12 protein-coding genes are annotated in these 13,713 nt (G+C 72.8%); 5 read left to right on the top strand and 7 right to left on the bottom strand.

Translation table 11 applies throughout. The features are described from left to right. Positions 1 to 170: 170 nt before the first annotated feature. The 3 genes from CCN42_RS08210 to CCN42_RS08200 all read right to left on the bottom strand — a co-directional run bounded on the left by CCN42_RS08210 (position 171) and on the right by CCN42_RS08200 (position 3,429). Positions 171 to 1,139: a glycosyltransferase family protein gene (locus CCN42_RS08210; protein ID WP_086168118.1), complete on the bottom strand. Its 969-nt coding sequence runs from the start codon at positions 1,137 to 1,139 to the stop codon at positions 171 to 173. Positions 1,140 to 1,270: 131 nt separating this feature from the next. Further along, entirely contained in the window at positions 1,271 to 2,275 is a 1,005-nt protein-coding gene (locus CCN42_RS08205; RefSeq protein WP_086734161.1) for a zinc-dependent alcohol dehydrogenase, read from the bottom strand. Then, positions 2,272 to 3,429, bottom strand: coding sequence for a mandelate racemase/muconate lactonizing enzyme family protein (locus CCN42_RS08200; protein ID WP_086734159.1), 1,158 nt, complete (start codon positions 3,427 to 3,429; stop codon positions 2,272 to 2,274). Before CCN42_RS08200 ends, CCN42_RS08205 begins: the two co-directional genes overlap by 4 nt. A gap of 279 nt (positions 3,430 to 3,708) precedes the next feature. Here CCN42_RS08200 and CCN42_RS43705 point away from each other — a divergent pair, with 279 nt between their 5' ends. Then, a complete protein-coding gene (locus CCN42_RS43705) occupies positions 3,709 to 5,094 on the top strand; it encodes an SCO2400 family protein (RefSeq protein WP_211294654.1) in 1,386 nt (461 codons plus the stop codon). Positions 5,095 to 5,112: 18 nt separating this feature from the next. Here the strand turns inward: CCN42_RS43705 and CCN42_RS08185 are convergent, their stop codons facing one another. Beyond that, positions 5,113 to 5,580 (bottom strand): MarR family winged helix-turn-helix transcriptional regulator, encoded by a 468-nt coding sequence (locus CCN42_RS08185; RefSeq protein ID WP_086734155.1) that lies wholly within the window; start codon positions 5,578 to 5,580, stop codon positions 5,113 to 5,115. A 92-nt stretch (positions 5,581 to 5,672) separates the two neighbouring features. Between CCN42_RS08185 and CCN42_RS08180 the strand changes: the two genes are divergently transcribed. Both CCN42_RS08180 and CCN42_RS08175 read left to right on the top strand, forming a co-directional pair. After that, on the top strand, positions 5,673 to 6,695 hold the full coding sequence (locus tag CCN42_RS08180; protein ID WP_086734153.1) for an NADP-dependent oxidoreductase: 1,023 nt from the start codon (positions 5,673 to 5,675) through the stop codon (positions 6,693 to 6,695). A gap of 106 nt (positions 6,696 to 6,801) precedes the next feature. Beyond that, complete coding sequence (locus tag CCN42_RS08175) at positions 6,802 to 7,221, top strand: organic hydroperoxide resistance protein (RefSeq protein ID WP_086734151.1); 420 nt, start codon at positions 6,802 to 6,804, stop codon at positions 7,219 to 7,221. 98 nt (positions 7,222 to 7,319) lie between these two features. Here CCN42_RS08175 and CCN42_RS08170 read toward each other — a convergent pair whose 3' ends face one another. Further along, positions 7,320 to 8,483 carry a serine hydrolase domain-containing protein gene (locus tag CCN42_RS08170; RefSeq protein WP_086734149.1) on the bottom strand — a complete coding sequence of 388 codons (1,164 nt, stop codon included), beginning with the start codon at positions 8,481 to 8,483 and terminating at the stop codon, positions 7,320 to 7,322. Next, positions 8,480 to 11,035, bottom strand: a complete 2,556-nt coding sequence (locus tag CCN42_RS08165) for a M14 family zinc carboxypeptidase (RefSeq protein WP_086734147.1) — start codon at positions 11,033 to 11,035, stop codon at positions 8,480 to 8,482. The genes CCN42_RS08170 and CCN42_RS08165 overlap by 4 nt, the downstream gene beginning before the upstream one ends. 119 nt (positions 11,036 to 11,154) lie before the next feature. Between CCN42_RS08165 and CCN42_RS08160 the strand changes: the two genes are divergently transcribed. Together CCN42_RS08160 and CCN42_RS08155 are read left to right on the top strand one after the other, a co-directional pair. Further along, positions 11,155 to 11,946, top strand: a complete 792-nt coding sequence (locus CCN42_RS08160) for an EI24 domain-containing protein (RefSeq protein WP_086734145.1) — start codon at positions 11,155 to 11,157, stop codon at positions 11,944 to 11,946. Then, positions 11,943 to 12,557, top strand: coding sequence for a LysE family transporter (locus CCN42_RS08155; protein WP_086734143.1), 615 nt, complete (start codon positions 11,943 to 11,945; stop codon positions 12,555 to 12,557). Before CCN42_RS08160 ends, CCN42_RS08155 begins: the two co-directional genes overlap by 4 nt. Here CCN42_RS08155 and CCN42_RS08150 read toward each other — a convergent pair. Beyond that, a partial coding sequence (locus tag CCN42_RS08150) for a pyroglutamyl-peptidase I (RefSeq protein WP_107427558.1) occupies positions 12,529 to 13,713 on the bottom strand: 1,185 nt, incomplete at its 5' end. The two genes, CCN42_RS08155 and CCN42_RS08150, sit on opposite strands and share 29 nt — an antisense overlap.

The raw sequence follows: 13,713 nt of genomic DNA, 5'->3' as shown, positions 1-13,713 counted from the left end.
GGGTGAGGGCCAGGGAGGCGGCGGTGGCTATCGCGGCGAGTGCGGCTCTGCGGTTGCGCATGGTCATCTTCCTCGATGTGGGTGGGGGAGGGGCCGGGCGGGCGAGACGGAACGGATGTGTGATTCTGTTGGGCTCCGTCTTCTTCTGTGAAGAGGGCGTGTCCGAAAATTTATGAATGCGTTTCGAACCGCTGGAGCCGGCCGGGCAGCCGGGAGCCGAGCGGCGCCATGTCCCCGTCCGCCCCGTGACGGGCCAGCAGGTCCAGCGCCAGCCGTCCGCGCCGTACCCGCTCCTTGGCGGTGGCCAGGGTGAGGTCCCGCAGGTGGTGGCCGTACGGATAGATGCCGGGAGCCTTCGACAGGCCGAACTTCAGGTAGAGCGGCGCACCCCGCCGGATCAGCTCGGCGACCTCGTACATCCGGACATAGCCGCCGAGATCGTCGGGCGCCTCGATGTACATGTCCATCGGCGCGCCGGAGACCCGGCGGATCTCGGTGAGGTGATCCAGCGTCAGGTCGCTGGGCACGTTGACGGAGTCGGCGCCCAGCCGCTCGTACACCGCGTAGGCGGCCGGGTTGACGGGGCCGATCAGCGCCGAAACTTTCAGCGTGGTGTCGGCGGGGATGATCCCGGCCTCGCGCGCCCGGTGCAGCGTCCACAGCACACCCTCGTCGGCCACGAGCAGGCACTTGACGCCCAGCTCGGTGGCGCGCACGGCGTCCTCGACGCAGCCGGCGACCGCGTCGTGGCCGCGGGCGCGCAGCCCCGCCCCGCGCGAGTCGGTGCGGGTCGAGCCGCCGATGTCCCAGGTGCCGCGCGGGCCGGTGAACAGGCAGAGTTCGATGTCGCGCTCGGCGGTCGCCTCGACCATCTCGGTGATCTCGGCGTCGCTCAGCATCCACACGCCGCTGCCCTGGCTGATCCGGTGGATCGGCACATCGAGGCGCGAGGCCTCCTTGAGCACCACGGCCAGCGCCTCGGGACCCTCGCACGACGGGATCTCGGTGCGCCAGCGGCCGCCGCCGGGGAAGGTGTGCGGCGAGGCGTCGGCGGGGTCGAGGGCGGGCGCGCCCAGTCCGAGCGAGGCGAGCGCCTGCTCGCCGGGTCGACGGGCTGCCGGGGCGGAAGCGTCGGTCACAAGCTGTCCTTAGTGTTCGGTATATCGGACGAAGTTCGCGGCTCTAGGCGTACGGGGCTTGGAAGTACGCCGGTACGGGGACCGTCAGGTAGCCCTCGTACCGGCGTACGACTGGAAGGGTGCCGCCATGGCTAAGGGCGCAGCAGCACCTTGCCCACCTTCGGATCGCCGGCCCCGACCAACTCGATGGCCTGCGAGAACTCGGCGAGCGGCAGCTCGTGCGTGACCAGCGGCACCGGGTCCAGGAGCCCCGCCCCGAACACCCGCACCGCATGCGACCAGGCGTCCGGCGGCGCCCCGAAGACGGTGTGCACCTCCAGCTGCCGCACCACCAGATCGGTCGGGTCGAGACCGCCCGCGCCAGGCGCCGGGATGCCCGTCAGCACCAGCCGGCCGCCGCGCCGCAGCAGGCCCGCCGAGAGCCGCGCCGCGTCCGCCGACCCGGCGGTCTCGATCACGACGTCGACATCGTCCGGCAGCTCCTGGTCCTTGGTGCGGAAATCGGTCGCCCCGAAGTGCCGGGACAGCTCCTCACGGTCCCGCCGGGTGCCCACCACCAGCAGCTCCGCCGGCGAGGCGGCCCGCAGGAACTGCACGGCGAACATGCCGAGCGTGCCCGTGCCGACCACCGCGACCCGCTCGCCCGGCCGGGCGTTCGCCTTCAGCGCGGCGGCCGCGATACAGGCGGCCGGCTCCAGCAGGGCGGCGGCCGTCAGATCCGCGTCCTCGGGCAGCACGTGCAGCAGCCGGGCCGGCAGGGTGAGGGTCGCCGCCATCGCGCCGGGCTGGGTGAAGCCCGTCTCCTCGTACCCGTCCGTGCACAGCGTGGTCTCGCCCGCGTGGCAGCGGTGGCACACCTGGCAGTTACGGAAGCCCTCGCCGACGACCTTGCGGCCCACCAGGGACTCCGGCACCCCCGCGCCGACCGCCTCCACCGTCCCGGACCACTCGTGGCCCGGGGTCAGCGGATAGCGGACGTACCCCTCGGGCCGGTTGCCCTGGTACACCTCCCGGTCGCTGCCGCAGATCCCCACGGCGTGCACCCGCACCAGCGCCTCCCCGGCCTCGGGGCGGCGCGGCGTGTGCTCCACCAGCCGGTGGCTGCCGGGGGAGTCGACGACGACGGCCGTGCTCACTGCGCGTCCTTCGGGTTCCGCTTCTCCCAGCCCTCGGCCCACAGGTCGAAGTGCGCCCGCTGCTGCGGGAACTCGGCGGCGGCGTCCACGTCCAGCTCCACACCCAGGCCGGGGGCGTCGGAGAGGTGGAAGTACCCGTCGATCACCTGGGGCGCGCCCTTGACCACCTTCTTGATCTCCGCGTCCGCGAAGTCGTTGAAGTGCTCAAGGATCTTGAAGTTCGGGGAGGTGAAGCCGACCTGGAGGGACGCGGCGGTGAGCACCGACCCGCCCACGTTGTGCGGCGCCACCAGCATGTAGTGGGTCTCGGCGGTCGCCGCCAGCTTCCGCGTCTCCCAGATGCCGCCGATGTGGCCGACGTCCGGCTGGATGATGTCCACGGCCTGGCTGTCGAACAGCTCGCGGAACTCGATCCGGTCGTGGATCCGCTCACCCGTGGCGACCGGGATGTCCACCTTCGCGGCCACCTTCTCCAGCGCCTTCAGGTTCTCCGGCGGGCACGGCTCCTCCAGCCAGGCCGGCTTGAACGGCGCCAGCTCCTTGGCCAGCCGCACCGCGGTGGCGGGCGAGAACCGGCCGTGCATCTCGAGCATCAGCTCGGCGTCCGGGCCGATCGCGTCCCGGACGGCCTCGATCAGGGAGACCGCGTACAGCGTCTCCTGGTGGTCCAGCTCGAAGTGGCCGGTGCCGAAGGGGTCGATCTTCAGCGCCTTGTACCCGCGCTCCATGACCCCCTGGGCGGCCTTGTGGTACGCCTCGGGCGTGCGCTCGGTGGTGTACCAGCCGTTGGCGTACGCCTTGACCTTGTCGGTCACCTTGCCGCCGAGCAGCTGCCACACCGGCACGCCCAGCGCCTTGCCCTTGATGTCCCAGCACGCCATCTCGACGACGGCGATACCGGACATCACGATCTCGCCGGCCCGGCCGTAGTCGCCGTACTTCATCCTCTTCACGAGGTCCTCGACGGCGAACGGGTCCGAGCCGAGAATGTGGTTGACCTCGGCTTCCTTCAGGTAACCGAGGAGGGCGTCGGTGTGTCCCAGCATCCGGGTCTCGCCGACTCCGGTGATGCCCTCGTCGGTGTGCACCTGGACGTAGGTCAGGTTGCGCCACGGCGTCCCGACCACGTGCGTGCTGATTCCGGTGATGCGCACGGCAGTTGCCCCTCGTGAACGTTCGGGTTTGTTCGAAATTTCGTCACACGTTCGAAATGCTGGCGTGACAGTAAGGATGTGGCGGCGGGGGTGTCAATGGGTCGAACGGATAACGGTTTCGGCACTTTCGAAAGTCGGCACCGAAAGCCGCTTTCGGACGATGGGGGAGGGATGCCTGAGGTGTCCTCAACCCACCACGCCGGAAAAGGGGGTTCCGCACAGAACATTCACAGCCGTGACTAGGCACGTCACCGATGCGGAACTTAATCTTCCCGCGTCATGGACTACTGCCACCCGTGCCGACGGCACCTGAACGGCGCCCTCGCCTGCCCGGGCTGCGGCACGCCGGCCGAACACCTCCCCGCGACGACGCGCGCACACGAGGACGCGCACCCGGGGGCGGCCTACCTGACGGACGGCACCCACGCGTCCGGGGCGTACGCCCCGGGGCTCACCACCGGCGGTTACGCGGCGTCCGGCGACTACGCGGTGGGTGACCACTACGCGGGACAGCGCCACACGGGGCACGGCGGTGATCCGGCCTTCGGCGGCTACGCGGCGCCCGGCGGTCACCCGTCGTCAGGTGGGCATGCGGTGGCCGGCGTCCATGCGGCCTCCAGTGGTCGTACGGCGTCCGGCTTCGACCCGGTCTCCGCAGGTCATGCGGTGGCCGGCGGTCACGCTGCCGCCGGTGGCCGGACGGTGCCTGGTGACCCTGCCGCATCCGGCGGCCACGCGGCGTCCGGCCCCCATTCGGCCTCCGGCGGGTACGCGGCCTCCGGCGGCCACGCCGCATCCGCCGGTCATGCCGCGCCCGGCGGCCACGACGAGCCCGGCAGTCCCGCCGCGCCCGGCGGCCACGCGGCGCCCGGTTCCACCCCGGCGCCCCACGGTGCGTCGGCCCCCGGCGACGGACCCGGGCCCGGCGACGGCACGGAGCCCGGTGGCGAACCGGGACCCAGCGGTGAACACGGATCCGGCGAACGCGGACCCGGTGGCGACGACGGCCCCGGCGGTGAACCGGGACCCGGTGCGGGCGCCGGCCGGGCCGCCGCACGGCGTGGGCGGCAGGCCGACGCGGATCAGGCCGGCGGGGACGAGACCCCGGGTCGTCGCGACCGCAGGGCGGAGGAGAGCCGCCGTGACAAGAAGGCCGCCGCCCACCGGCGCCGCCGCCGTCGCGCGCTGCTGATCGGCGCGGGTTTCGTGCTGGCCGCGGGCGGTCTCAGTCTCGCGGAGCTCGGGATGGACGCCCCCGGCTCGGCCCCGGCTCCCGCCGCGGCGGGCGACGCCTCGGCGGACGGCGGCGCGTCGGAGGGGTGGGAGGAGGGAGAGGCGGCGGCGGACCCGCTCGCCGACCCGGCGGCCCCCGGAGGCACGGCATCCGGCACGGCGTCGGCGTCGGCGTCCCCGTCCGGCTCGGCGTCCCCGTCCCCCTCGGCGAGCGGGGAATCGGCCGAGCCGACGGAGGGGGCGAGCCTCACCCGGGCGCCCCAGTCGGCGTCCGCCGACGCCCCGCAGGACGGCACCGCCACCGCCACCACGCAGGCCCCGCCGGCCGAGGAGCCGGCCCCCACGCCCAGCTCGGACCCGACGACGTCGGCCCCGGCTCCGGATCCCTCGCCGTCACAGACGTGCGACCGGTTCCTGTGGTGGTGCACCTGACGCTGCGGCCGGGCGGCGTCACGCCGGGCCGGACTCCGGCTCCGGCCCCACCATCCGCCGCAGCAGATCCCGCAGCGCGAGCCGTTCCTCCGCGCTGAGCGCCGCCAGCGGCTCGCGGGCGAAGTGGAGTGAGTCGCGAAGGCCGCAGGCGACCCGGCGCCCCTCGTCCGTCGCTGCGGCGACCTTGACGCGGCGGTCGGCGGGGTCGGGGCGGCGTTCGACGAGGCCGCGGGATTCCAGGCGGTCGACGATGCCGGTGACGTTGGACGGCTCGCACCGCAGTTTCCGGGCGAGCTTGCGCATGGGCAGCGGGCCCAGGGAGAGCAGGGTGAGGAGCTTCGCCTGGGCGCCGGTGAGGGCGTGCCCGGCGGCGGCCTCCTCGAATTCCTCGTGGTAGCGGGCCACGACCGCGCCGATCAGGTCGACGACCTCCATGGTGAGGTCGTCGGGTCGGCGGGCGGGCTGGGAGGAGGAGGGTGCGGCCATGGCAAACAGGGTACCCACATTACTTGACATCCTGAAATATTCAGGAGCATGGTTGTTTCAGGTACTGAAGCATTTCGAAAGGTTCAGGTTCCATGACCGACGCCCCCACGCTCCCCACCGTCAACCGTGAATGGCACCTGCTCAGCCGTCCGGTCGGCTGGCCCAAGCCCGAGGACTTCGCCCTGGTCGAGGCGGAGGTCCCGACCCCGCGCGAGGGTCAGGTGCTGGTCCGGAACCTGTACCTCTCCGTGGACCCGTACATGCGCGGCCGGATGAGCGCCGCCAAGTCGTACGTCGCCCCCTTCGAGCTGGGCAAGGTCATGCAGGGCGGTGCCGTCGGCGAGGTCGTCGCCTCCAACGCCGAGGGCTTCCAGGCCGGCGACCACGTGCTGCACTTCCTCGGCTGGCGCGAGTACGCCGCCGTGAGCGCCGAGCACGCCGTCAAGGTCGACCCGAACGCGGCGCCCCTGTCCACCTACCTCGGCGTCCTCGGCATGACCGGCCTGACCGCCTACGCCGGCCTGCTGCGCACCGCCTCCTTCAAGGAGGGCGACGTCGTCTTCGTGTCCGGTGCGGCCGGCGCCGTGGGCAGCCAGGTGGGTCAGATCGCCAAGCTCAAGGGCGCCTCGCGGGTGATCGGCTCGGCCGGCTCCGAGGAGAAGGTGAAGCTGCTGACCGAGGAGTACGGCTTCGACGCCGCCTTCAACTACAAGGACGGCCCGGTGGGCGAGCAGCTGCGCGCGGCGGCGCCCGACGGCATCGACGTCTACTTCGACAACGTGGGCGGTGACCACCTGGAGGCCGCGATCGGCTCCCTCAACGAAGGCGGCCGGATCGCGGTCTGCGGCATGATCTCCGTCTACAACAACACCGAGCCCGCCCCGGGCCCGAAGAACCTGGCCCGGCTGATCCAGACCCGCGGCCGGATCGAGGGCTTCCTGGTGGGCGACCACTACGACCTCCAGCCGCAGTTCGTCCAGGAGGTCGGCCCGTGGGTCGCCTCGGGCGCGCTGAAGTACCGCGAGACCGTCGTCGAGGGCATCGAGAACAACCTGGAGGCGTTCCTCGGTGTCCTGCGCGGCGACAACACCGGGAAGATGATCGTCAAGCTCTGACGCCCGGCCGCCCTTCTGTCGCTTTCCGGTATGCGGTAACTTCTTTCCGAAAACCGTCGGCGATCGTGGGCGCGAGTCGCGGCGGACCGAGGAGGAAGGCCACCGCATGTCCATTCAGCAGTCGGACGTCCTGTACACCGCCGTCGCCACCGCCGAGAACGGCCGCGACGGGCGGGTCGCCACCGACGACGGCAAGCTCGACGTCGTCGTCAACCCGCCCGTCGAGATGGGCGGCAGCGGCGCCGGAACCAACCCGGAGCAGCTGTTCGCCGCCGGCTACAGCGCCTGCTTCCAGGGCGCCCTGGGCGTCGTGGCCCGCCAGGAGGGCGCCGACGTCTCCGGCGCGACCGTCACCGCGAAGGTCGGCATCGGCAAGAACGACGACGGCTTCGGCCTGATCGTGGAGATCTCCGCGAACATCCCGAACGTCGACGCCGAGACCGCCGCGAGCCTGCTCAAGAAGGCGCACGAGGTCTGCCCGTACACGAAGGCGACCCGCGGCAACATCACCGTGACGCTCGTCTGACGGCGCTCGTTGCCCACGGCGAAGGCCGCACCCCTGGACGTGGGGTGCGGCCTTCGCCATGGCTGCGCCCGGGCGCGGTCCCGCCGGGGCGGGACGCCCTACCGGAGCGCCAGCGCCGCGCTGTGCGCCGCCCGGACGAACCGCGCGTTCTCCGGCGCCGCCCCGCCCGGGAACGCGCTCCGGCGCCGGGTGTAGCCGTACGCCAGTCCGCTGCGCGGGTCGGCGAACGCCTGCGCTCCGCCCGCGCCGCTGTGCCCGAAGGCCCCGGCGCCCAGGAACGGGTACCAGTTCTCGGCGGTCGCCTGGAAGCCGAGCCCGAACGCCTTGTGCGCGCGGGCCACCAGGTCGTACCCGGCCGAGTGGATCTGCCCCACCTCCGCGATCGTGTCCGGCTTCAGCAGCGGCGGACGCCCGTCCACCGTGCTGATCGCCGCCGCGTACATCCCGGCCAGTCCGCGCGCCGAGGCGACCCCGCCCGCGGACGCCGGGCCCTTGGCCCGCACCAGCCGCGAGTTGGCGTGGTCCACCAGCCCGCCGGCGTCCGGCACATGCGTGTTGAACGCGATCGAGGAGAGCGTGTGCGGCCCCGTCGGCAGACGGTCCAGCACCGCCTGCTGCTCGGGTGTCGGAGCCATCGGCTGCACGCTGCGGAAGCGCGGCTCCTCGGACTCCGGAAGGCCGAGGAAGAAGTCCAGCCCGTGGGGAGCGCGCACCCGGTCCTCGTACACCTCCTGGAGGGTGCGGCCCGTGGCCCGCCTGACCACCTCGCCGGCGAGCGCGCCGATCACCAGCGCGTGATAGCCGAACGCGGTGCCCGGCCGCCAGAACGGCCGCTGGTCCGCGAGCCGTTCGGCGATCACCCGGTCGTCGGCCAGCTCCTCCTCGGTGAACCCGGCGTCCAGCCCGACCAGGCCCGCCCGGTGCGCGAGCAGGTCGCGCAGGGTCACCTCGCCCTTGCCCTCGGCGCCGAACTCCGGCCAGTAGTAGGTCACCTTCCGGTCCGGCTCCAGCGTGCCGTCCTGCACCAGGAGGGCGGCGACCAGGTGCGCGGCGCCCTTGGTGCAGGAGAAGACGCCGTACAGCGACTCGGCGGTGACGCCCGGACCCGTCCACAGGTCGACGACCCGGCGGCCGTGCACGTACGCGCACAGCTGCCCCTCGTAGTCGGGCCGCTCCCGCCGCTCGCGGGCGGCGAACGCGGCGAACTCCTCCCGTACGCCCTCGAAGCCGTCGGCGACCGTGCCGTGGATCTCCTGTGTCATCCGCTCTCCTCGACCTGCGTGCTTCCCATGGTCAACAATGCCCGACCGACTTGGGAGAATTCTCCCTTGGGGTGATCACGAAAGAGGGGTTCCGTCCCGAAGAGCACCGCATCGGGTCCGCTGACCACCGAGGGCCGTCCGGCCGCGTCCGCCGGGCCGCCGGTGCCGTCCGCCGCCGGGCGCCAGTGCCCGGACAGCAGCGGGTTCCCGGCCGCGTACGACTGCTCGACGCGCACCCCGGAGCCGAGGCCGGTGAACCACACCGGCGCGTAGACGAAACCGTGCGCGGGCGCGCGGTCGGTCAGCGAGCCGGAATTCACCACCCGCACCACTCCGTTGGCGTCCTCGTTGCCCCGCACCGCCGTCACGGGCAGCAGCCCGGCGTCCGCGTTCAGCTCCGCCCCGACGGCACCGCGGCCCACCAGGCCGTGCCCGTCGAGGAAGGCGTCCAGGCCCCGGCGCGCGTCCGCGTCCAGGGCGTCCCGGTCGAGCCCCGCCGACACGAACAGCACGTCCACCGCCGACCAGTCGAAGCCCGCGTTCAGCACGGCCGTCGAGACGGGGACGACGTCGAAGCCCATCTCCCGCAGCGCGAACAGCTCGCCCGGCGTGACGGCGGCGGCGACCCGGACCCGCTCCAGCGGGGTGGTGCCCCGGGCCGTCGCACGGCCGAAGGCCACGTCGTACGTCCGGGCCGCCTCGGCCGCCCGGCGGCGCGCGGAACCCGGCACGATCACACTGCCGTCGGCGGCCTGCCGCACCCGCACGCCCTCCCGCAGCAGGGAGTTGAGGGCGGCCAGCTCGCGCGGGTCGTCGAGGCGCAGGCGCAGGTCACCGCGCGGGGCGACGGCGGCTACGGGCGCGGCGGCACGCACGGGACGCAGGACGGAGTACGGCAGCAGCCCGTCGGTGACCGGCCGCACCGCGGCCCCCCACAGCCGTCCCAGGCTCCAGCCGGAGATGTCGTACATCACCGACACCTTGTCGCTGATGTCCCGCCCGTCCGCGAGCAGCGCGTTCGCCAGCCCGCGCCGCGGCTGGCGCATGTCGACGACGTAGGAGCCCTTCGGATAGCCGGGCACCGCGTGCGCGACGCGGGTGACCCGGATCTCGTTCGCGAGCAGGTGGTCGACGAGCCGAGCGGTGGCGGGGCCGCCCGCCGGGAGGACGTAGGCGCGCGGGAAGACGGTGGTGTAGACGTCCTCCGGGCCGATCCCGGGAACGCCCGGCACGGTCCCGGCCGAGACCGGTACCTGCGCGGCGCCCGCCGCCCCGCGCCGGAACACCTCGATCTGGTCGGCGACCAGGGCGGCACGGTGCCGCCGCACATGGGTGAGGGTGGCGGTCATGGCGGCGTCCGCGACGTCCGTGTTGATCGCCGCCCGGCGGCGCAGCTCGGCCTCCGGCAGCGTGTCGTACGAGGCGTTGTTGACCCGCAGCGGGATCTCCACCGTGTGCGCGGCGACCGCCCCGTGGAAGGCGGCGTACTGCGGGGTGAAGATGGGCGGCCAGTCGTCCCAGCCCTCCTGCTGGTCGCGGAAGGGTATCTGGGCGGGCTCCACACCGTCCTTCCGCGGCGTGTAGCCGAGGCCGTTCACGGCGGCCTCCATGCCGAGGGCGTTGGCGTAGGTGTTCTTCAGGAACAGGTCGTACTCGTAGTTCTCGCCGTGCGGCGGGGTGGTGGGCTCGATCAGCGTGCCGTTGACATAGCCGTGCAGATCGACCATGACGGCCGGTTGCTTGTCGAGCATGATCTGCCGCATCGCCCGGGTCTCCGGCTGCGAGGCGGTGACGAAGTCCCGGTTGAGGTCGAAGCCGCCCGCGTTCGCGCGGGTGCCCGCGATCCGGCCGTCGGGGTTGGCGGTGATGTTGAAGTAGAGGCGGCTGTGCGCGAGCAGCTCCCTGGTCCGCGCGTCGTTCGCGGTCGCCAGCCGCTCGATGAGCCGCAGCGAGGCGTCGGTGCCCTCCCACTCGTTGCCGTGGATGTTGCTGTTGAAGAACACCGGCGTCTTGTACGCGGACTTGAGCCGGGGGTCCTTCGCGGCGAGCGCCGGGGCCCGCTCGATGAGGTCGCGCATCCGGTGCTGGGCGCGCGCCTGGGCCCGCGACTCGGGCGCGGTCAGGGTGACCAGGTACAGCCGGTGGCCGCCCGCCGAACGGCCCGCCACCTCCACGCTCACCCGGTCGCCGAGCCGTTGCAGGGCGTTCAGCCGGCCGGCGATGGCGTGGTACGGGACGAGGCCGAGCCTCAGGGACTTGTCGGCCGGGTTCACGGGGTCGGGGGCGAGGGTCTGCTCACGGGGGTAGCCGCGCGCGTCGGCCGCCGTGAGGGCGGGCGTGGCCGCGAGTGCCCGACGGGCCGTGCTCTCCGGGGACTTGGCGGCCCGGCGGTCGTCGACGGCCGGGGAGTCCCGGGTCGCTGGGCCGGTGTCCGCGCCGGCGGTGCCGGGATGGACCAGCAGCAGGGATCCGGCCGTGGTGAGGGTGAGGGCGAGGGCGAGGGCGGTGGTCAGGACGGGTCTCGCAGGGGTGGTGGTTCTCGTGGTGCGCACGCGTACCTCCTCCGGGCTTCCTGGGATGGGTACGGCGAGGTCTACATGTTCGACTCACACGTCACAAGAGGGATTTGGCGTCACCGGGGGCCGCATCCACCACCCGATAGAGTTCGGCCATGCGCGATCTCGGGGTTGGCTTCGGCTATCTGATCAAGGGCCAGCGTTGGGTGGCCCGGCACGGCAGGCAGTTCGGCTTCGGGCTGCTGCCCGGGCTGATCACCCTCGTGCTGTACGCCGCCGCGCTCACCGCGCTCGCCCTGTGGGGCGAGGACTTCGTCGCCTGGGCGACCCCTTTCGCCGACGACTGGTCCAGCCCCTGGCCCGGCCTGTTCCGCGGACTGCTGACCGCCGTCCTCTTCGCGCTGTCGCTGCTGCTGGCCGTCATCACCTTCACGGCCGTCACCCTGCTGATCGGTCAGCCCTTCTACGAGAGCCTGTCGGAGTCGGTGGACCGGGACGTCTCCCCGGACGGCACCGCGCCCGAGTCGAACCTGCCGCTGTGGCGGGAACTGTGGATCTCGGGACGGGACAGCCTGCGGATCGTCGTCCGCGCCGCCCTGTGGGGCGTGCTGCTGTTCGCGCTCGGGTTCATCCCGGTCGCCGGGCAGACGGTCGTGCCCGTGCTCGGCTTCTTCGTCACCGGCTTCTTCCTCACCGAGGAACTGACCGCCGTCGCCCTCCAGCGCCGCGATGTCGCCCTGCGCGACCGCCTCGCCCTGCTCCGCTCCCGCAAGACCCTGATCTGGGGCTTCGGCACCCCCCTCGCCGTGGCCTTCCTCGTGCCCTTCGTGGCGGTCTTCCTGATGCCGGGCGCGGTCGCGGGCGCCACCCTGCTCGCCCGCGACCTGCGCGGGGAGGAGACCGCCGGGGACGCCACCGACCGACAGCCGGAGGACGCCGCCTCATGACCGAGATGCTCGCCGTGGCCACCATCACCGTCCTCGCGGTGATCGCCCCCGGCGCCGACTTCGCCGTGATCGTCCGCAACAGCTGCCTGTACGGCCGCCGCACCGGTCTCCTGGGCGCCCTCGGCGTCGCCGCGGGCGTCCTGGTGCACGTCACCTACACCATGCTCGGCGTGGGCCTGCTGATCGCCTCCTCCACCTTCCTGTTCACGGTCATCAAGCTGGCCGGCGCCGCCTACCTCGTGTACATCGGCGTCCGCACCTTCCGCGCCCGCGCCGAGGTCCACGTCGACCTGGACCACAAGAGCGGCCTGACCCCGTTCGCCGCGCTGCGCACCGGCTTCCTCACCAACGTCCTCAACCCCAAGACGACCCTGTTCGTCGTCTCGACCTTCGCCCAGGTCGTCAGCCCGGGCACGCCGGTCCACCAGCAGGCGGGCTACGGCCTGTTCATGTCCCTCGCCCACCTGCTGTGGTTCGCCGTCGTCGCCGTGTTCTTCTCCCAGGACCGGATGCGCACGCTGATGCTGCGCGCGCAGAAGGTCCTCAACAAGGTGATCGGCTCGGTGCTGGCCGGCCTCGGCGTCAGCCTCGCGTTCGCTCCGTCGCACTGACCGCGGCCGTCACGATCGCCCGCACCTGCGCGATGATGTCCAGCCGGTTGCGGACGAACTCGGGATCGGTGACCTCCGTGGTGTTCCCGGCACCGAACTGGAGCACGGGCGTGTGGACATGGCCGCCGGGCAGGGTGGCGTGCAGCCCCAGCCGGTCCCGCAGCAGCGTCGCCCGGTAGGCGATCTCGTTGGACAGGTAGTTCCCGCCGCCCCCGGCCCGTGGCGCCGAGCCCGGCGTCGGTCCGTCCGGCCGTACGACCGGCTCGGTGCCGCCCGCCGGTATCTCGGTCACCGACGTGTTGTCGTGGACGGGGAAGCGGCCGGTGTCCGCCGCCACGACGTCCCGGTACGGGAGGGTCGTCGACGTCCACTGCGGCTGCGTGGCGGGCTCCTCGACCGGGACGGTCTCGGTGCGGCCGATGTTCTCGTTGTCGGGGAAGCCGCCGCGCCAGGCCCCGTTGGTGCGCTCGATGTCGAACCGGCCGACCCGGCCCTGGCTCACCGTCGCGAACAGATCGGCCTTCGGCAGCTGCGGCCGGAGCGTGCGCTCGACCGTCCCCCGCGTGAAGTCCCGCCAGCGCACCGGGAACACCGCGGCCTCGATCCGCGCCGGCCCTTCGGCGGTCTCGATCACCGTGCCGTCGAGGCTGAGCGCGGCGGCCCCGGACGGGTTGGAGATGCGGATGTCCCGGTCCAGGGTGAACGGGTCGAACCCCGTGACGAGGACGCGTTTCACGCCCTTGCCGGGTTCGCCGCCGTGCGGGAACCGGAGGTCGGTCTGCCCGCGCGAGGTCCGCTCCAACGCGTCCAGCAGCGCCTCGCGTCGCGCCTCCGGCAGGCCGAACCGCGGCTGCCAGTCCCGCACTTCCCGGGTCATGCCCAGCCGCGCCCAGTACAGCGGCCGGTCGTCGTCCCGGCTGAGGTCCCCGGCCGCCTGGCCCCGGCCCTGCGCCCGGTCGACCGCCCGCCGCCACAGCGCCGTTCCCCCGCGTACGACGACGGCGCGGGCCTGCGCGTAGGAGCGGGCCGCGCCGAGCGCCTCGGCGAACCTGGGAGCGGTGCCGGCGAATCCGGAGCGGCGCAGGATCTCCTGCGGGACCGCGTGGTCCAGCCGCTGTTCCTCGGCCGTCGCGGCGGTGCCGGGGGAGGCGGGTGA

Source organism: Streptomyces glaucescens, from assembly GCF_002154375.1.
In the GTDB taxonomy this organism is placed as follows: Bacteria; Actinomycetota; Actinomycetes; order Streptomycetales; family Streptomycetaceae; genus Streptomyces; species Streptomyces glaucescens.
This window is presented reverse-complemented; position numbering and strand designations above follow the sequence as displayed.